General features: G+C 69.8%; 17 protein-coding genes. 15 read left to right on the forward strand and 2 right to left on the reverse strand.

Annotated features, from left to right (window positions below; translation table 11 throughout):
- The first annotated feature begins 5 nt into the window (after positions 1 to 5).
- Genes cobN through cobJ form a run of 5 tightly spaced genes read left to right on the forward strand, consistent with a single transcriptional unit; the run spans position 6 to position 6472 of the window.
- Complete coding sequence (gene cobN / locus U1872_RS04555) at positions 6 to 3266, forward strand: cobaltochelatase subunit CobN (RefSeq protein ID WP_332791665.1); 3261 nt, start codon at positions 6 to 8, stop codon at positions 3264 to 3266.
- Positions 3263 to 4363: a ferredoxin-like domain-containing protein gene (locus tag U1872_RS04560; RefSeq protein ID WP_332791666.1), complete on the forward strand. Its 1101-nt coding sequence runs from the start codon at positions 3263 to 3265 to the stop codon at positions 4361 to 4363. The genes cobN and U1872_RS04560 overlap by 4 nt, the downstream gene beginning before the upstream one ends.
- Positions 4363 to 4992, forward strand: coding sequence for a precorrin-8X methylmutase (locus U1872_RS04565; protein WP_332791667.1), 630 nt, complete (start codon positions 4363 to 4365; stop codon positions 4990 to 4992). Before U1872_RS04560 ends, U1872_RS04565 begins: the two co-directional genes overlap by 1 nt.
- A complete protein-coding gene (gene cobI, locus U1872_RS04570) occupies positions 4989 to 5726 on the forward strand; it encodes a precorrin-2 C(20)-methyltransferase (RefSeq protein ID WP_332791668.1) in 738 nt (245 codons plus the stop codon). Before U1872_RS04565 ends, cobI begins: the two co-directional genes overlap by 4 nt.
- Positions 5723 to 6472: a precorrin-3B C(17)-methyltransferase gene (gene cobJ / locus U1872_RS04575; RefSeq protein ID WP_332791669.1), complete on the forward strand. Its 750-nt coding sequence runs from the start codon at positions 5723 to 5725 to the stop codon at positions 6470 to 6472. The genes cobI and cobJ overlap by 4 nt, the downstream gene beginning before the upstream one ends.
- Here cobJ and U1872_RS04580 read toward each other — a convergent pair.
- On the reverse strand, positions 6448 to 7197 hold the full coding sequence (locus U1872_RS04580) for a cobalt-precorrin-6A reductase (RefSeq protein WP_332791670.1): 750 nt from the start codon (positions 7195 to 7197) through the stop codon (positions 6448 to 6450). The genes cobJ and U1872_RS04580 overlap by 25 nt on opposite strands.
- Here U1872_RS04580 and cbiE point away from each other — a divergent pair.
- The 10 genes from cbiE (at position 7196) to U1872_RS04630 (ending at position 16948) form a co-directional block, all read left to right on the forward strand.
- Positions 7196 to 8404 (forward strand): precorrin-6y C5,15-methyltransferase (decarboxylating) subunit CbiE, encoded by a 1209-nt coding sequence (cbiE, locus tag U1872_RS04585; protein WP_332791671.1) that lies wholly within the window; start codon positions 7196 to 7198, stop codon positions 8402 to 8404. The two genes, U1872_RS04580 and cbiE, sit on opposite strands and share 2 nt — an antisense overlap.
- Positions 8386 to 8766, forward strand: a complete 381-nt coding sequence (locus U1872_RS04590) for a cobalamin biosynthesis protein (RefSeq protein ID WP_332791672.1) — start codon at positions 8386 to 8388, stop codon at positions 8764 to 8766. The genes cbiE and U1872_RS04590 overlap by 19 nt, the downstream gene beginning before the upstream one ends.
- Entirely contained in the window at positions 8763 to 9548 is a 786-nt protein-coding gene (gene cobM, locus U1872_RS04595) for a precorrin-4 C(11)-methyltransferase (RefSeq protein ID WP_332791673.1), read from the forward strand. The genes U1872_RS04590 and cobM overlap by 4 nt, the downstream gene beginning before the upstream one ends.
- Positions 9545 to 10852: a cobyrinic acid a,c-diamide synthase CobB gene (locus U1872_RS04600; RefSeq protein ID WP_332791674.1), complete on the forward strand. Its 1308-nt coding sequence runs from the start codon at positions 9545 to 9547 to the stop codon at positions 10850 to 10852. The genes cobM and U1872_RS04600 overlap by 4 nt, the downstream gene beginning before the upstream one ends.
- Entirely contained in the window at positions 10849 to 11565 is a 717-nt protein-coding gene (gene cobA, locus U1872_RS04605) for a uroporphyrinogen-III C-methyltransferase (protein WP_332791675.1), read from the forward strand. Before U1872_RS04600 ends, cobA begins: the two co-directional genes overlap by 4 nt.
- Entirely contained in the window at positions 11562 to 12323 is a 762-nt protein-coding gene (gene cobF / locus U1872_RS04610) for a precorrin-6A synthase (deacetylating) (protein WP_332791676.1), read from the forward strand. The genes cobA and cobF overlap by 4 nt, the downstream gene beginning before the upstream one ends.
- Positions 12320 to 12961: a 5,6-dimethylbenzimidazole synthase gene (gene bluB, locus U1872_RS04615; protein ID WP_332791677.1), complete on the forward strand. Its 642-nt coding sequence runs from the start codon at positions 12320 to 12322 to the stop codon at positions 12959 to 12961. Before cobF ends, bluB begins: the two co-directional genes overlap by 4 nt.
- Positions 12962 to 12995: 34 nt before the next feature.
- Positions 12996 to 13406 carry a DUF1636 domain-containing protein gene (locus U1872_RS04620; protein WP_332791678.1) on the forward strand — a complete coding sequence of 137 codons (411 nt, stop codon included), beginning with the start codon at positions 12996 to 12998 and terminating at the stop codon, positions 13404 to 13406.
- A complete protein-coding gene (locus U1872_RS04625) occupies positions 13393 to 14448 on the forward strand; it encodes a HoxN/HupN/NixA family nickel/cobalt transporter (protein WP_443025320.1) in 1056 nt (351 codons plus the stop codon). The genes U1872_RS04620 and U1872_RS04625 overlap by 14 nt, the downstream gene beginning before the upstream one ends.
- A gap of 193 nt (positions 14449 to 14641) precedes the next feature.
- Positions 14642 to 16948, forward strand: coding sequence for a TonB-dependent receptor (locus tag U1872_RS04630; RefSeq protein WP_332791679.1), 2307 nt, complete (start codon positions 14642 to 14644; stop codon positions 16946 to 16948).
- A gap of 198 nt (positions 16949 to 17146) precedes the next feature.
- On the opposite strand, the gene kduI is transcribed toward U1872_RS04630, so the two are convergent.
- Entirely contained in the window at positions 17147 to 17980 is an 834-nt protein-coding gene (gene kduI / locus U1872_RS04635) for a 5-dehydro-4-deoxy-D-glucuronate isomerase (protein WP_332791680.1), read from the reverse strand.
- Positions 17981 to 17982 lie beyond the last annotated feature (2 nt).

The raw sequence follows: 17982 nt of genomic DNA on the forward strand, positions 1-17982 counted from the left end.
CCGCCATGCACGTCGTCTTCCGCGAAAGCCACGGGCTGGAGGAAAGCGCCACGCCGCGCGATCTGGGGCAGGATGCCGCGGATCTCGTGCTGCTGTCCTTCTCCGACAGCGATCTCGGCGCGTTCGCCGCGGGGTGGCGCGCGGGCGGTACCGCGATGCCGAGCCTGCGGCTCGCCAATCTCGCCGAGCTGACGCATCCGCTGTCGGTCGATACCTATGTCGAGCGCACGCTGGGCGCGGCCAAGGGGATCCTGATCCGGCTGATCGGCGGGACGGCCTATTGGCCTTACGGCGTGCAGCAGGTCGAAGCGCTCGCCCGGCGGCAGGGGATCGCGCTGGCGATCATCCCTGCGGATGGCCGCATGGACGCGCGGCTCGATGCGGCATCGACGGTGCCGGTGTCGACGCTGCGCCGCCTGACGCAGCTGTGCGACATCGGCGGCGCAACCGCGGCGCGCGCGGCGATCGCGCAATTCGCGCTGGCGGCGGGGCTGTACGTCAAGCCCGCTCCGGCAGCGCGCGCGATCGCGGCGGTCGGCGGCTGGCAGCCGGGGGACGGCGTGGTGTGCCCGGCCGCGTTCGCGCTGACGTCGGTGCGGCCACGAATCGTGCTGGTCTTCTACCGATCCTATCTGATGGCTGCGGACCTCGACCCGGTCGCGGCGCTTCATGCGGCGTTCGTGGCGCGCGGCTATGACGTGTTCGCGCTGTTCGCGCCCTCGCTCAAGGACCCTGCGGCGAGCGGGTGGCTGGCACGCTGGGTGTCGGCGCTGGCGCCGGTCGCGATCATCAATGCGACGGCTTTTTCGGCGCGCGATGGCGCGGGGACGACTCCGCTCGACGCCGCCGGGGTCCCCGTGTTCCAGGTCGCACTGGCAACCTCGGACCGTGCCGCCTGGGCCGACGCGGCGCGCGGCCTGTCCCCCGCCGATCTCGCGATGCACGTCGTGTTGCCAGAAGTCGACGGCCGGCTCTTCGCGGGCGTGGCGAGCTTCAAGGACGCCGCCGCGCGCGACTCCGACCTGCAATTCTCCCGCCGCGAACACCGCGCCGAACCCGAGCGGATCGCGGCGATCGCGGAGCGGGTGCACGGCTGGATCGCGCTCGGCGCCAAGCCGGCGGCGGAGCGACGGCTGGCGATCGTGCTGTCGACCTATCCGGGCAAGGCACACCAGGTGGCGCATGCGGTTGGGCTCGATGCGCTGGCCTCGGTCGCGGCGATGCTCGGCGATCTGGCGGAGGCGGGCTATGCGACGGCATTGCCGAAAGCAGCAGATCTGACGGTTGCGTTGGCAGAGCAGACCATCGCCTGGTCCCTGTCCGCTTATCGGGCCGCGCTGGCGATGCTCCCCGCCACGCTGCAGGCCGATGTGACGGCTGCATGGGGCGCGCCCGAAGATGACCCAGCGGCCGTGGACGGCGCCTTCCACTTCGCTGCGGTCGCCGCGGGGGACAGTATCGTCGCGCTCCAGCCGGAACGGGGCAGCGTCGCGGTGCGGGCGGACGAGTATCACGATCTCGCGCGCTGCCCGCGGCACGGCTATGTCGCCTTCTACCTGTGGTTGCGGACGCGGGGCATCGACGCGCTGGTCCATGTCGGCGCGCATGGCACCCTCGAATGGCTGCCGGGCAAGGCGGTCGCGCTGTCCGATGCGTGCTGGCCCGAGGCGCTTACCGGCGCGATGCCGGTGATCTATCCGTTCATCGTCAACGATCCCGGCGAGGCGGCGCAGGCCAAGCGGCGGATCGGCGCGGTCACGATCGGCCATGTCCCGCCGCCGCTGGTCGCGTCGGGCAGCGGTACCGGGCTGGGGCGGCTCGAGGCGCTGCTCGACGAATTCTCCAATGCCGACGGGCTCGATCCGGCGCGCCGCGATCGCCTCCAAAGCGACATCAGCGACGAAGCGATCGCGCTTGGGCTGGGCGACGTACTCGGCCTCGACCAGGCGCGGTCGAGTGCGGAGGCGATCACCCGGATCGACACCTTCGTCTGCGACGTCAAGGACAGCCAATATGGCGACGGACTCCACGTCTTCGGGCGCGGCGCACAGGGCCCGGCGGAACGTGACGGTCTGCTCGCGGCACTCGCCGGACGGCGGGTCGCGCCCGGGCCATCGGGGTCGCCTTGGCGCGGGCGAAACGACGTGCTGCCCACCGGGCGCAACCTCTACACCACCGACCCGCGCGCGGTGCCGTCGCGGTCGGCGCACGCGCAGGGGGTGCGCCTCGCCGACGAACTGATCCGACGCCATCTGCAGGATCATGGCGACTATCCGCGCGGGCTGGTGGTCGACCTGTGGGGCTCGGCGACGATGCGCACCGCGGGCGAGGAGTTCGCCATGGCGCTGCATCTGCTTGGCGCCGAACCGGTGTGGGACCATCAGTCCGATCGCGTCACCGGGGTCGAGATCCTGCCGCTTATGCAGTTCGACCGTCCGCGGATCGACGTGACGGTGCGCGTGTCGGGGCTGTTCCGCGATGCCTTCCCGACGCTGTGCGCAATGTTCGGGCAAACGGTGCGCGCGCTGGCGGCGCGCGACGAGCCGGCGGACCGCAATCCGTTCGTCGGGTCAGCCCCCGGCGCGCGCGTGTTCGGGCCGCGGGCGGGCAGCTATGGCATCGGGCTTGGCGACAGCGCCGACACCTACACGCCCGAGGCACGCCAGGCAGCGGGCGCGGCGTGGCTCGCCGCCTCTTCTCACGCGCTCGACGATGGCAACGCGCGCGCCGACCCGGCGGGGATCGCGGCGCGCGTCGCGGCGGCCGACGCCTTCGTCCACGTCCAGGACCTGCCCGAAACCGACCTGCTGCTCGCCGCCGATTATGCCGCCCACGAGGCCGCCTTTGCTGCGGCGCAGGCGATCACCGGTGGCAGCGCCACGCTGTATCACCTCGACGCGACCGATCCGACCCGCCCACGCGCCCGCCCGCTCGGCGAAGAGATCGCGCGCGTCGTACGCGCCCGCGCCGCGCATCCGGGCTGGGTTGCGGGCATGATGCGGCACGGATTTCGCGGCGCGGCGGAGCTTGCGGCGACGCTCGATCATCTCGGCACGTTCGCGCATCTCGCCGACGTCGTGACGCCCGAGTCGATCGATCTCTATTACGACGCGACGCTCGCGCGCGACGATGTCCACGCGTTCATGGCCGACGCCAATCCGCAGGCGCTGGCGGCGCTGGAGGCGCGGTTCCGTGCGCTCCACGCAGCGGGACTGTGGCCGACGCGGCGCAATTCGATCCTCGCGCAGCTGGGGGCGAGCGCATGAGCGTGGTCCGCGGCTGGTGCCCGACGGCCCACCGTCCGATGGCGGCCGGCGACGGCCTGCTCGTTCGCGTGCGCCCGCGCCTCGCACACATGACGCGCTTGCAGGTGATCGGGCTGGCGGAAGCGGCGGCCGATCACGGCAACGGCGCGATCGACGTCACCAACCGCGCCAACCTGCAAATCCGTGGCGTCCGCGAAGACCGCTGGGCGTCGTTGATCGCGGCCTTGTGCGCGCTCGAGCTCGTCGACACCGATCCGGGGCTCGAGGCGAAGCGCACCATGCTGGTAGCGCCCGACTGGCAGGAGGGCGACGATACGCACCGCATCGCCAGCGACCTCACCGCGCGTCTGTCGGAGCTTCCCGAACTGCCCGGCAAATTCGGGTTCGCCATCGACGCAGGGGCCGCACCGCTGCTCCGGGAAGCACCCGCCGACATCCGCATCGAACGGGATTCGATCGGAGGCCTGATCCTCCGCGCAGATGGACGAACGGGCGGCATGCCGCTGTCGGATGGCGCCGAGGTCGATGCGGTGATTGCGTTGGCACATTGGTTCGTCGCGAGCGGCGGGAGCGCCGCCGGTCGCATGGCGCGCCACATCGCCCCCCTGCCCGCCTGGGCGGATCGCGAAAGTTTCCCGTCTCCGGCGGGTGTCGCGATCGCGACCGGCCCGCACCCGCTCGGCGCGGTGGTCGGCCTCCCGTTCGGGCGGATCGAGGCGGCGGGCCTCGCCCGTCTGGTGGCGGACGGTGGCGGGATCCGCGTCACCCCGTGGCGGCGGCTGATCGTCGAGGGCAGCACCGCCACCGAGCAGCCCGAACCCGCGCTTCTCCACACCGACGCCTGCGTCGGCGCCCCCGCCTGCCCGCAGGCGAGCGTCGCGACGCGCGACCTCGCGCGCTGCCTCGCGCCGCATGTCGAGGGCCAACTACACGTCTCGGGCTGCGCCAAGGGCTGCGCGCGCGCGCGGCCCGCCCACGTGGTGCTCACCGGACGCGACGGCCGCTTCGATCTCGCCATCGCCGCCCGCGCCGGTGACCCACCCGTCCTGTCCGGGCTCGACGCCGCCCAGATCCTCGCCCGTTTCGGAGCCGCCTGATGCCGCATATCTATCAAACCGACGGCGCCGCCATCTACCGCCAGTCGTTCGCGACGATCCGCGCCGAGGCCGACCTCGCACGCTTCACGCCCGAGGAGGAGCCGGTCGCGGTCCGGATGATCCACGCCGCCGGTCTCGTCGAGCTAGCCACGCACATCCGCTTTTCGCCCGACTTCGCCGTGGTCGCCCGGCGGGCGCTCGCGGCCGGCGCACCGATCCTGTGCGATGCGCGGATGGTCACCGAGGGGATCACGCTCGGTCGGCTTCCCGCGGACAATCCGGTCATCTGCACGCTCCATGCGGCGGAAACGCCCGAACTGGCGCGCGCGATGGGCAACACGCGCTCAGCTGCCGCGCTCGAACTGTGGCGGCCGCATCTGGCGGGCGCACTGGTCGCGATCGGCAATGCGCCGACCGCCTTGTTCCACCTGCTCAATATGCTCGAGGACCCCGACTGCCCGCGCCCGGCCGCGATCATCGGCTGCCCGGTCGGTTTCGTCGGCGCGGTCGAGTCCAAGGCGGCGTTGTGGGCGGAACTGCCCGTCCCATGCGTCGTCGTCGAGGGCCGCATGGGCGGCAGCGCGATCACCGTCGCCGCGATCAACGCGCTCGCAAGCCGCGCCGAATGACGTTCCCTCCCTCCCAAGGCACGATCCACGGCGTCGGCCTCGGCCCGGGCGCGCAGGACCTGATGAGCGTCCGCGCCGACCGGCTCGTTCGCGGTGCGCGTCACATCGCCTTCTTCCGCAAGGCGGGCAAGCCGGGCCAGGCGCGGCGGATCGTCGAGGGCATGCTGCGTGCCGATGCGATCGAGTTCGCGATGGAATATCCCGTCACGACCGAGATCCCGGTCGCCGACCCGCGCTACCACGACCGTCTCTGCGGCTTCTATGCTGATTGCACCGACCACCTCGCCGCGCTGTCGGCGGCCGGCGAGGATGTGGTCGTGCTGTGCGAGGGCGACCCGTTCTTCTACGGCTCGTTCATGCATCTCCACAGCCGGCTGGCGGGGATCGCGCCGGTGCGGGTCGTTCCCGGCATCACCGGCATGTCGGGCGCGTGGACCGCGAGCGGCACGCCGATCACATGGGGCGAGGACGTGCTGACCGTCCTCACCGCGACGATAGCCGAGGATGAGCTGACCCGCCGGATCCGCGACACCGATGCGCTGGTGGTGATGAAGATCGGCCGCCACTTCGCCAAGCTGCGCCGCGCAGTCGCCGCCGCCGGGCGCGACGAAGCGGCGTGGCTGGTCGAATATGCCGCGATGCCCGACCAGCGCGTGACACGGCTGTGCGAGGCGGACGGCATCGCGCCCTATTTCTCGATCCTGCTGATCCACGGCCAGGGGCGGCGGCCATGAGCGGCTGGATCGCGATTGCGGGGCTCGGGCCGGGCGATGCGGCGCTGGTGACGCCCGAAGTCACCGCCGCGCTCGACGCGGCGTCAGACGTGATCGGCTACATCCCCTATGTCGCGCGCGTCGCCCCGCGCGTGGGGCTGACGCTCCACGCCAGCGACAACCGCGTCGAACTCGATCGCGCGCGGCATGCGCTGGAGCTGGCGATGGCCGGACACCGCGTCGTCGTGGTATCGTCGGGCGATCCCGGCGTGTTCGCGATGGCGGCGGCGGTGTTCGAGGCGGTCGAGCACGGCCCGCTTGCATGGCGCGAGCTCGACATTCGCGTGCTGCCCGGCATTACCGCGATGCTGGCGGCAGCGGCCCGCGCGGGCGCACCGCTCGGCCACGATTTCTGCGCGATCAACCTGTCGGACAATCTCAAGCCGCAAACCCTGATCGAGCGTCGCATCCGCCTAGCCGCCGAGGCCGATTTCGCGATCGCCTTCTACAACCCGCGCTCCAAGAGCAGGCCCGACGGGTTCGGGCGCGCCTTGGAAATCCTCCGCGACGTCTGCGCCGATGATCGTCCCGTGCTGTTCGCCCGCGCGGTCTCGACGCCAGAGGAGACGCTGCGCGTAGTTCCGCTGCCCGATGCGCGGCCCGAGATGGCCGACATGCGGACGGTCGTCATCGTCGGGTCGAGCACCACGCGGACGATTATCCGCAGCGGCGCGCCGATCCTCTACACCCCGCGGTCGGCGGCATGATCGATCCAGCGCAGCACGTCGGGGACCGCATCCACCCGGGGGCGCTCGGCCAGGATCGGGCGGTCGATCATCAGGACCGGAATCGCCAGCTGGCGGGCGGCGATCAGCTTGGCCTGCGCACCCGTGCCGCCGGCATTCTTGCAGACGACGAGGTCGATCGCATGCTCCCGCATCAGCGCGACATCGCCGGCCACATCGAACGGACCGCGATCGACGACGAGATGGTGGTCGGGCAGTTCCGGGTGGCCGTCGGGCGCATCGACGAAGCGCAGCAGGTAGCGATGCTGCGGTTGCGCCACGAACGCCGCGACGTGCATCCGCCCGAGTGCCAGCATGACCTTGCGGCGCGGGCCCGCGAGCATGGCGACCGCCGCTTCGACACTTTCGACATGACGCCAGTCGTCGCCGGGCTCCGCGCTCCACCCCGGTCGCGTCAGGGCGATCAGCGGCGTACCGGTTGCCGCGGCGGCTTCGACCGCGTTGCCGCTCATCTGTGCCGCGAACGGATGCGTGGCGTCGACCAGATGCGTGACGCTCTCCTTGCGGAGATAGTCGGCCAGCCCCGCCGCGCCGCCGAAGCCGCCGATCCGCGTCGGCACGGGCTGCACCTTCGGATGCGCCACGCGGCCAGCGTAGCTCAGCACGGCACGGTCGCCGCGCACCGCCAGCGCCTGCGCGAGCGCGCTCGCCTCGGTCGTGCCGCCGAGGATCAGGATATTCGGCATGGCGGATGAACTCGGCAAGGCATGGCTGACGATCGTCGGGATCGGCGAGGATGGACCAGCCGGCCTGTCCACCGCAAGCCGCGATGCTCTCGCGAACGCCGAGTGGGTGACCGGGGCTGCCCGCCACCTCGCGCTGCTGCCCGATCTGGCGTGCGAGACCGCGGCGTGGCCGGTGCCATTCGAGGATGGGATCGCGCCGCTTCTGGCGCAGCGCGGACGCCGGGTCGTGATGCTGGTCTCGGGCGATCCGTTCTGGTTCGGCGCAGGCTCGGTCGTGACGCGCCAACTCGAGCCCGGCGAATGGGTCGCGCATCCGGCGCCCTCGACCTTCAGCCTCGCCGCGGCGCGGCTGGGCTGGCCGATCGACACGACCCATTGCGTCGGCCTGCACGCCGCGCCCTTCGCGCGGCTGCGCCCGATCCTCGCCACAAATGTCCGTGCGATCGTGCTGGTGCGCGATGGGGCCGCCGTCGGCACGCTGGCGCGATACCTGTTCGAGCAGGGCTTCGGGTACAGCCCGCTGTGGGTGCTCGAAGCGCTCGGCGGTTCGCGCGAGCGCGTTCGCCAGACCACCGCCGCCGCGATCGATTTCACCGATATCACGCATCCGGTCGCGGTCGGCATTGCCGTCGGAGGCGAGGGTGCGGTCCTCCCCTCAGCCGCAGGCCGCCCCGACAGCTGGTTCGAGCATGACGGGCAGATCACCAAACGCCCGGTCCGCGCGCTCACGCTGTCCGCGCTCGCGCCGAAACCGTTCGAGACCTTGTGGGACATCGGGACGGGCTCGGGATCGATCGCGATCGAGTGGCTGCTCGCGCATTCCACCACCCAGGCGCTGGCGTTCGAGGCCGATCCCACGCGTGCCGAACGCGCGCGCGCCAATGCCGGCGCGCTGGGGGTCGACCGGCTCCGCGTGATCGACGGGCGCGCACCCGACGGGCTGGCCGATCAGCCTATGCCGGAGGCGGTGTTCATCGGTGGCGGACTTTCCGAAGCGCTGCTCGGCTGGCTTTGGACGCATCTGCCGCCCGGCACGCGGATCGTCGCCAATGCGGTGACGCTCGAATCCGAAGGCCTGCTGGCGGCGTGGCATCACGCGAAGGGCGGCGACCTGCTGCGGATTGAATTGTCCGACGCCGCGCCGATCGGCACGCGCCGCGGCTGGCGGTCGCATTATCCGATCGTCCAGTGGAGCGTGGCGCTGTGATCGTCGCGGGCTTCGGCTATCGCGGTGGCACCGCGCTCTCGTCGTGCGAGGCCGCGCTGGCGCTGGCGCAGCACGGGCATCCCCCAGTTACCGCGCTGGCGGCGCCGGACGACAAGATCGCCCTGCTCGCACCGCTGGCCGAACGGCGCGGTCTGGCGCTGCTCGCCATTCCGGCCGACGCGGTGGCCGGCATCGCGACACCAACCACCTCGCCGCCCAGCCTCAAGGCGCGCGGCACCGGCAGCGTTGCCGAAGCCGCCGCGCTCGTGGCCGCCGGCAAAGGCGCCCGGCTGCTCTCGTGCCGCCACATCTCCCCCGATCGCATGGCGACCTGCGCCATCGCCCAAGGACCTTCGACATGACCGTTCACTTCATCGGCGCGGGCCCCGGCGCACCCGATCTGCTCACGCTGCGCGGCCGCGACTTGATCGCCGCGTCGCCGGTGTGCCTGTATGCCGGGTCGCTCATTCCCGCTGCGCTGCTCGACCATTGCCCGCCGGGCGCGCGGATCGTGAACACCGCGCCGCTTTCGCTCGATCAGATCATCGACGAGATCGCAACGGCGCATGCGGCGGGCCACAATATCGCGCGGCTGCATTCGGGCGACCTGTCGATCTGGTCGGCGATGGGCGAGCAGCTCCGGCGGCTCCGCGCGCTCGACATCCCGTTCACCGTCACGCCGGGCGTGCCCGCCTTCGCCGCCGCCGCGGCCACGCTCGAGGCCGAGCTCACCCTCCCCGGCCTGGCGCAATCGGTCGTCCTGACGCGCACTTCCGGCCGCGCCAGCGCGATGCCGAGCGCGGAAACGCTCCCCGCCTTTGCCGCGACCAAGGCGACGCTGGCGATCCACCTTTCGATCCACGCGCTCGACCGCGTCGTCGCCGAGCTGACCCCGGCTTATGGCGACGAATGCCCCGTAGCGATCGTGTGGCGAGCGAGCTGGCCCGACGAGCGCATCGTCCGAGCGACGCTCGCCACGATCGTCGCCGCGGCGGCGGGCGGTCCGGATCGCACCGCGCTGATCCTCGTGGGCCCTGTCCTCGCGGCGGAGGATTTCGGCGAGAGCAGCCTGTACGCCGCCGGCTACGACCGCCGCTTCCGCCCGCAGAGCGCCGCTTCCCCCTTCGCGGAGATTGGCGAATGATCGCGGGGCTGATGATCGCCGCCCCCGCCTCGGGGACCGGCAAGACCACCGTGATGCTCGGCCTGCTGCGCGCGTTCCGCGACAAAGGCCTGCGCGTCCAGCCGTTCAAGAGCGGCCCCGACTATATCGACCCCGCCTTCCACCGCGCTGCGAGCGGACGGCCGTCGTTCAACCTCGACAGCTGGGCGATGGCCGAGCCGATGCTCCACGGCCTCGTCGCGGAGGCACGCGATGCCGATCTGGTGCTGGCGGAGGGGTCGATGGGCCTCTTCGACGGCGTCGCCAAGCCGGGCGCGACCGGCAACGGCGCGAGCGCCGACGTCGCGCGGCGGATGGGCTGGCCGGTTGTGCTGGTGATCGATGTGTCGGGCCAGGCGCAATCAGCCGCCGCCACCGCGCTCGGCTTTTCGCGCTACGACCCTGAGGTGCAGGTCGCGGGCGTGATCCTCAACCGGGTCGCGAGCCCGCGGCACGAACGGCTCGCACGCAGCGGGATGGCGGCGGTGGGGATCCGCGTGTTCGGCGCGCTGCCGCGGCGCGGCGACCTCAAATTGCCCGAACGCCATCTCGGGCTGGTCCAGGCGTCCGAGCATCCCGACCTCGACGCGCGGATCGCCGAATATGCGGTCTTCCTGCGTGAGCATGTCGATCTGGCGGCGATCCGCGCGACGGCGAGCGTCGCCACCGCCGCCGCCCCAGCCGTCCACGCCTTCGCACCGCCCGCGCAGCGGATCGCGCTCGCGCAGGATGCGGCTTTCTCCTTCGCGTATCCGCACATGCTCGCCGGCTGGCGTAGCGCGGGTGCGGAGATCCTGCCTTTCTCGCCGCTCGCCGATGAAGCGCCCGACGCGAGCGCCGACCTCCTGTGGCTGCCCGGCGGCTACCCCGAACTCCATGCCGGACGCCTCGCCGCCGCCGAACGCTTCCGCGCCGCGCTCGTCGAGCATGCCAGCACCCGCCCGGTCCACGGCGAATGCGGCGGCTACATGGCGCTCGGCGAGGGCCTGATCGACGCCGACGGCACACGCCACCGGATGGCGGGGCTGCTGGGGCTCGTCACCAGCTACGAAAAGCGGCGGATGCATCTGGGGTATCGCCATGCGACGCTGCTGGCGCCGATGGCGGGCGCGGCGACCGGCACGATGCTGCGCGGCCACGAATTCCATTACTCGACGATCCTCGAGCAGCCCGACGCCCCGCTCGCTCACGTCGTCGACGCTGAGGGCACGCCCGTGGCCGAGACCGGCTCGTATCGCGGGCGGGTCTCGGGCACCTTCTTCCACCTGATCGCCCCCGCGCAATGAGCGGCCTGGTCTCCTTCGTCGGCTCGGGGCCTGGCGACCCCGAGCTGCTGACGCTCAAAGCCGTCGCACGGTTGCAGGCGGCGGATGTCGTGCTGTTCGACGATCTGTCGTCGGGCCCGATCCTGCAGCACGTCCGCGCCGGCGCCGAACTGGTCGCGGTCGGCAAGCGCGCGGGCCGCCCGTCGCCGTCGCAAGCGCATGTCTCGCAACTGCTGGTCGATCATGCCCTGACCGGAGTCCGCGTGGTTCGGCTGAAATCGGGCGACCCGGCGATCTTCGGGCGGCTCGAGGAGGAGATCGTGGCGCTGCGCACAGCCGGCATCGCGTTCGAGATCATCCCCGGCGTTACCTCGGCCAGCGCCGCGGCCGCCGCCGCGGCTATCCCGCTCACGCGGCGGCTGAGCGCGCGGCGGGTGCAGTTCGTCACCGGACATGACGTCACCGGCGGCCTGCCCGAGGGTCTCAACCTGGCCGCGCTCGCCGATCCCGCCGCGACGACCGTGGTGTTCATGCCCAAGCGGACCTTCGCCGCGCTGGTCGAGATGCTCGTCGCGCACGGTATGGCGCCGGATACGCCCGCCTTGCTCGCCGAGAATGTCAGCTATCCCGACCAGCGGCTGACGCGCTCGACGATCGGCGATCTCGCCCGCGACCTCGGGCCCTCGAACACCGCGCCAGCCCTGATCCTCTATGGCCCGCTGCTCGAGCCATGATCGACCTGCACCTCATCGGCATCGGCACGGGCAATCCCGACCACCTGACGCGTGCGGCAGAGGCGGCGATGAACGCCGCCGACCTGATCCTGCTCCCGCGCAAGCGCGACGCGGCATCGGACCTGATCGATTTGCGCAGGGGTCTCTGCGCCGCCGTGCTGCGCGGCGAAACCCGCGTGGTCGAGTTCGACCTGCCCGAACGCGCGGACAGCGACGCGTATCTCGCCGCGGTCGGCGACTGGCACGACGCGATCGCGGCGTGCTGGGCAACGCAGATCGCGACGCATCTGCCGAGCGGCGGCCGGCTCGCCTTGCTCGTCTGGGGCGACCCGTCGCTCTATGACAGCAGCCTGCGGATCGCCGACCGGCTGCGCGATGGCGGCATGGCGCTCCGCGTCCAGGTCGTGCCCGGTATCACCAGCCTCCAGGCGCTGACCGCGGCGCATGCCATTCCGCTCAACACGCTCGCCGCCCCCGTGCTTGTCACGACCGGACGGCGCCTGCGCGCCGATGGCTGGCCCGCCGTGGCCGACACGCTTGCGGTGATGCTCGACGGCGGGTGCGCGTTCACGACGCTCGACCCACGCGGTGTGACGATCTGGTGGGGTGCATATCTCGGCATGCCGCAGCAGACGCTGGTAACCGGTCCGCTTTCGGAGGTGGCCGCCGCGATCGTCGCCGAGCGGGCACGGCTGCGCGCGGCGCATGGCTGGATCATGGACACGTATCTCCTGCGCCAGTCGGAGCCCGCGACATGACCGCGCCAGACTTCGATCCGGCGTTCGGAGATCAGCTCGAGACGCTGCTGCGCTGGCGGCGCGACGTGCGGCATTTCGGGGCGCGCGCGATCTCAGAGGATGACATGCGTGCGTTGCTCGACAGCGCCGCGCTCGCGCCGTCGGTCGGCAATGCGCAGCCATGGCGCTTCGTCCGGATCCGCTCGGAGGCCTTGCGCACGCAGCTCGCCGATCATGTCGATGCCATGTCGGCGGACGCCGCCCGTGCGATCCCGGACGAAGCGCTGCGCACGCGCTACCAGGCGCTCAAGCTGCACGGCATCCGCGAGGCACCGGAGCTGCTCGCGGTCTTCTGCGACGAGGCACCGGATGCAGGACACGGCCTCGGTCGCGCGACGATGCCCGAGATGCTGCGCTATTCGACCGTCATGGCGATCCACACGCTGTGGCTGGCGGCGCGCGCGCGCAACATCGGGGTCGGCTGGGTCTCGATCCTCGACCCCGCAGTGGTGACCGAACTGCTCGACGTGCCCCCCGGTTGGACGCTGATCGCGTTGCTCAGCCTCGGCTACCCGACCGCGCCGTCCGACACCCCCGAGCTCGAACGGCGCGGCTGGCAAGCCCGCGAACCGATCGCCGACCGGATCCTCGAGCGATGACACACCCTCTCCCCCGCATATTGGAACCGAACCCATGCTGACCCCCGTCGACAGCGGCCTCGCCGTCATCGCGTGCAACACCTGTCGCCTGTCGGCCGACCAACGCGAGGATGCCGACGGCACGCGTGGCGGCGCGCTGCTCGTCGCCGCGCTCGAAGCCGCCAAGGCCAGCGATCCGCGCTATGCCGACGTCGCGATCCAGCAGATGCCGTGCCTGTTCTCCTGCACCGAACATTGCTCGATCCACCTGCGCGCGCCCGGCAAGGTCGGCTATCTGCTCGGCCGCTTCACGCCCGATGCCGAGGCCGCGCAAGCGATCCTCGATTACGCGGTCCACTATGCCGACAGCGAGCACGGCCGGGTGCCGTTCAAGCAGTGGCCGCAGGGAATCAAGGGCCATTTCATCGCGCGCACGCCACCGGAGAATTTCCTTGTCGAAAGCTGATCGCCTGCTCGCCCCAACCGTTCCCACGCTGCGCAAGCGGATCAGCCTGCTCTACGCGCTGTTGATCGGCGCGAACGTCGGCGCGTGGATCTGGGCGCTCGCGCTGTTCCACGCGCAGCCGCTGATGCTCGGCACCGCCCTGCTCGCCTGGGGGCTGGGGCTGCGCCACGCGGTCGACGCGGATCACATCGCGGCGATCGACAATGTCACGCGCAAGCTGATGCAGGACGGACAGCGGCCCATGACGGTCGGTTTCTGGTTCGCGATCGGGCACAGTACGATCATCCTGCTGGCGTCGGTCGCGATCGCCTTCACCGCCTCGGCGCTGTCCGATTTCGCGGCGCTGAAAGCGACCGGCGGGGTGGTTGCGACGATCGTGTCGGCGGCGTTCCTGTTCACGATCGCGGCGATGAACCTGGTGATCCTGCGCTCGGTCTGGCGTACCTTCCAGCATGTCCGCGCTGGCGGCAGCTATGTCGACGAGGATCTCGACATCCTGCTCGGCGGCCGCGGACTGCTGTCGCGGCTGTTCCGTCCGCTGTTCCGCCTGGTCTCGACCAGCTGGCACATGGCGCCGCTTGGCTTCCTGTTCGGACTTGGGTTCGACACCGCGACCGAGGTGGCGATCCTCGGCCTCTCGGCGGCGCAGGCGGCGCACGACTTCGCGCTGGGACCAATCCTGGTGCTCCCGGCCTTGTTCGCGGCGGGGATGGCGCTGATCGATACGACCGACGGCATCCTGATGCTCGGCGCGTATGAGTGGGCGTTCGTCAAGCCGATCCGCAAGCTCTATTACAACATCACGATCACCGCGGTGTCGGCGTTCGTCGCGATCGTGATCGGCGGGATCGAGACGCTTGCGCTGATCGCGGACAAGCTCGGCTTCACCGGTGGGGTCTGGTCGGTCGCGAGCGACCTCGGCGGACGCTTCAACCTGCTGGGGTTCGGCATCATCGGCGTGTTCGCGCTGTGCTGGATCGTGAGCTGGGCGGTCTATCGCTGGAAACGCTTCGACGAGATCGAGGTGCGCCTCGGCGCGTGAAATCTGTCTCGCTGCGCCTGCCGCGTATCGCCTGAACATGGATTTGGTGACAAATACGTCGCAGGTTAAAGCAAAGATCTAGGCGCTTAGGCGGCAAGGCTTGTAATTTGTAGTACAAGCCTTGCGCGACGTGAGATCGGCTGATACGCCTCCTCCCAATCGGACAAAAACCGAACCAATGGGAGGGAAGATCATGAGCCTGTTCACGACGACCGCGTTGGGACGCATTCTCGCCTGCGGCATCGCGGCCACCGCCAGCGCCGGCGCTTTCGCACAGGCCGTGCCGGCTCCACCGAGCGCCCCCGCCCCGACGCTTGCCGAGCAGGCCACGCCGCCCGACACCACCGGCACCGATATTATCGTCACCGCCCAGAAGCGCGCCGAGCGTGTCCAGGACGTGCCGCTCGCCGTACAGGTGCTGACCGGCGACGCACTCCAGGCGCAGGGCGTGCGGCAATTCTCCGACCTCACCAAGGCGGCGCCGTCGCTGATCATCCGACCGGCCGAGCAGCCGGTCAACGCGTCGGTCTCGATCCGCGGGATCGGCACTTTCGCCTTCTCGCCGAGCGTCGAGCCGAGCGTCGCGGTGCAGATCGACGACGTCCCCGTCCAGTTCCTCGCACGCGCCTTCGCCGATCTGTCGGACATCGAGCGGATCGAAGTGCTGCGCGGCCCGCAGAGCACGCTCTACGGCCGCTCGGCGTCGGCCGGCCTGCTCAACATCGTGACCCAAGGTCCGAGCGCGCATCTCACCGGACGCATCGGCGGGCTCATCACGACCGACCGTGAATATAGCGGCAACGCTGCCCTGTCGGGGCCGATCACCGACACGCTCGGCTTCCGCACCAGCGTCAATTACGACAATTTCGCGGGCAACGTCCGCAACCTGTTCAACGGCGAGCGCGTCAACGGCTTCCGCACGCTGTCGACGCGCGGCAAGCTCGTTTGGAACCCGACGCCGAACCTCAACCTGACCGCGCAGATCGGCTATATCGATGGTCACACCACGATCGGTCGTCCGTTCGCCCGCGTCTCGCCCAATGCGCGGCTGCGCGGGGTCGCGGCCTATACGCCGGCGGTGTTCGCGCCGGGCGTGACCTTTACAGACGACAACACCAATGTCGTCAACAACGTGACTTCGGGCACCGATTACAGCGACTTCTCGCAGTCGCTGCGCGCCTCGCTCGACCTCGGCTTCGCTTCGCTCGTGTCGATCACCGCCTGGGATCACTTCAAGCAGTTCGACATTCTCGACCAGGATGAATCGGCGATCGCCGCACTCGACAATCGCCAGTTCGGCACGTTCAACACGCACGCCTTCTCGCAGGAGCTGCGGCTGGTCTCGTCGGGCAAGACGCGGCTGCGCTACACGCTCGGCCTGTTCTACTCGAACCTCAACCTGACGCGCGATTTCACGCGGGGGCCGTTCTTCTCGGTCGCGCGCTGGTATGCGACCAACGGCAACAAGCAGTATGCCGCGTTCGGCCAAGCCGAGTATGAGATAATCGACGGCACCTCGCTGATCGGCGGCATTCGCGCCGGGCATGGCAAGATTGACTATACCTTCCTCGACTATGCCGCGAACAATGCGAAGTTCTCAGGGCAGAACACAGAGGATTATCAGACCTACAAGGTCGGCATCCAGCAGCGCCTCGGCACGGACGTGATGGCGTTCGCCACCTATGCCACCGGGCACAAGGGCCAGGCCTATGACATCGGCACCGGCTTCAACCTAACGCGGCAGAATTCGGGGCCGGTTCGTCCCGAAACCTCGCAGGATTGGCAGCTCGGCGTGAAGTCGCAGTTCCTCGATCGCAAGGTCACGCTCAACGTCACGCTGTTCAACACGACCTTCGACAATTTCCAGGCGCAGGGGATCGAGACGCTGTCCGACGGCACGATCAACTTCCGCCTCGCCAATGTCGGCAAGCTGCGCACGCGGGGCGTCGAGCTCGAGGGTGGCGTGCGCTTCAACCGCGCGTTCAACCTCAGCGGCGGCGTGACCTATGTCGACGCGAAGATCCTCTCCTTCCCGCTGGCGCAATGCTATCCCGGGCAAGTCGTACCGGTTACCTGCTTGCCGAAGGTACCGCCATCGGTTCCCGCGACCCCAACGTTCCAGAACCTGGCGGGCTATCGCCCCGCCCAGGCGCCCGAATGGAAATTGTCGGTCAGCGCCGATTACACGCCGAGCCTGACCCCGACGCTCGATGGCGTGTTCCAGGCGGCATACAACTATCAGAGTTCGTTCAACTTCGGCATCAACAACGATCCCGAAACCCGCCAGAAGGGCTACGGCATCCTCAATCTGTCGTTCGGCATCCGCGGTGCTGATCGCAAGTGGGAGCTGGTCGGCTTCGTCAACAACGTGTTCGACAAGCACTATTTCTTCAACGTCAACAATTCGTACGGTAACCAGGGCAACGCGCAGGCGACGCAGAGCAATTTGCCGCGCGACTTCAACCGCTATGCAGGGGTGCGGGCGAGCCACACCTTCTGAGGCTGTGGGACAAACGAAAGGCCGGGCGCTCCGTTGAGCCCCCGGCCTTTTGTGTTTTCAAGCGGGCCCCAGTCGTCACCCCGGGCTCGCCCCGGGGTCCACCGGGACGCGCGTCCTGCCGGTGAAGCACGCGCGGCACGGTGGGCCCCGGCACAAGGCCGGGGTGACGGTTGGAAGTGCAGCCCCGCCCCAAACCGCTCAGCGTAGCTGGCAGATATCCAGCACGTTCATGTCGTTATAATCCAGATTCTCACCCGCCATCGCCCAGATGAACCCATAAGCGCGCGTCCCGGCGCCCATATGCACCGACCAAGGCGGCGAGATCACCGCTTCCTCGTTCGCCAGCACGATGTGCCGCAGCGCATCCTCTTGCCCCATGTAATGGAACACGCGGTCGTCGGGGCCGAGGTCGAAGTAGAGATAGATTTCCGAACGCCGCTCATGAATGTGCGGCGGCATCGTGTTCCACACGCTGCCGGGCTTGAGCAGCGTCATGCCGAGGCAAAGCGACGCACTCCCGCAGGTATGCGGTAGGAGCAGCTGATAGATCGTCCGGTCATTCGATTCCGCGAGGCTACCGCGCTCGAGCGGCGTGACGTCGGCCATCGCCAGCTTGCGCAACGGGAAGGCGCGGTGCGCGGGCACGCTCAGCAGATAATAGCGCGCGCCTTCGCCGGCGAAGGTCACGTCGGCCGACCCCATCGGCACGTACAATGCCTCGCACCGGTCGAGCGCGAACGCCTGCCCGTCGACGGTCACCACGCCCGGCCCGCCGATATTGACGATCCCGAGCTCGCGCCGCTCGAGCAAGGGATGCCCCGCCGCACTCGCCGGCTCGGTCTGGTGCGGCAGCGCGAGCGTCGCCGCGCCCGGCACCGCGCCACCGATAATGAAGCGCTCGCCATGCGAATAGGTCAGCACGATCTCGCCCGTTCGAAACAGACCGCCGACGCGATAGCGATCGCGCAGCTCGTCGTTCGACGCGCACGCCATCATGTCGGGGTGCGTCGCGTAGTAGGTCTTTTCGAACACTT

The organism is Parasphingomonas frigoris (assembly GCF_036663815.1).
Lineage (GTDB): Bacteria > Pseudomonadota > Alphaproteobacteria > Sphingomonadales > Sphingomonadaceae > Sphingomonas.

Coding starts and splice junctions, on each gene's coding strand:
- U1872_RS04580 (WP_332791670.1), bottom strand. CDS start 7,197: ATGCCGAATATCCTGATCCTCGGCGGCACGACCGAGGCGAGCGCGCTC.
- U1872_RS04620 (WP_332791678.1), top strand. CDS start 12,996: ATGCTGACCCCCGTCGACAGCGGCCTCGCCGTCATCGCGTGCAACACC.
- U1872_RS04560 (WP_332791666.1), top strand. CDS start 3,263: ATGAGCGTGGTCCGCGGCTGGTGCCCGACGGCCCACCGTCCGATGGCG.
- bluB (WP_332791677.1), top strand. CDS start 12,320: ATGACCGCGCCAGACTTCGATCCGGCGTTCGGAGATCAGCTCGAGACG.
- cobA (WP_332791675.1), top strand. CDS start 10,849: ATGAGCGGCCTGGTCTCCTTCGTCGGCTCGGGGCCTGGCGACCCCGAG.
- U1872_RS04600 (WP_332791674.1), top strand. CDS start 9,545: ATGATCGCGGGGCTGATGATCGCCGCCCCCGCCTCGGGGACCGGCAAG.
- cobF (WP_332791676.1), top strand. CDS start 11,562: ATGATCGACCTGCACCTCATCGGCATCGGCACGGGCAATCCCGACCAC.
- U1872_RS04630 (WP_332791679.1), top strand. CDS start 14,642: ATGAGCCTGTTCACGACGACCGCGTTGGGACGCATTCTCGCCTGCGGC.
- cobI (WP_332791668.1), top strand. CDS start 4,989: ATGACGTTCCCTCCCTCCCAAGGCACGATCCACGGCGTCGGCCTCGGC.
- cobN (WP_332791665.1), top strand. CDS start 6: ATGCACGTCGTCTTCCGCGAAAGCCACGGGCTGGAGGAAAGCGCCACG.
- cbiE (WP_332791671.1), top strand. CDS start 7,196: ATGGCGGATGAACTCGGCAAGGCATGGCTGACGATCGTCGGGATCGGC.
- cobJ (WP_332791669.1), top strand. CDS start 5,723: ATGAGCGGCTGGATCGCGATTGCGGGGCTCGGGCCGGGCGATGCGGCG.
- U1872_RS04565 (WP_332791667.1), top strand. CDS start 4,363: ATGCCGCATATCTATCAAACCGACGGCGCCGCCATCTACCGCCAGTCG.
- cobM (WP_332791673.1), top strand. CDS start 8,763: ATGACCGTTCACTTCATCGGCGCGGGCCCCGGCGCACCCGATCTGCTC.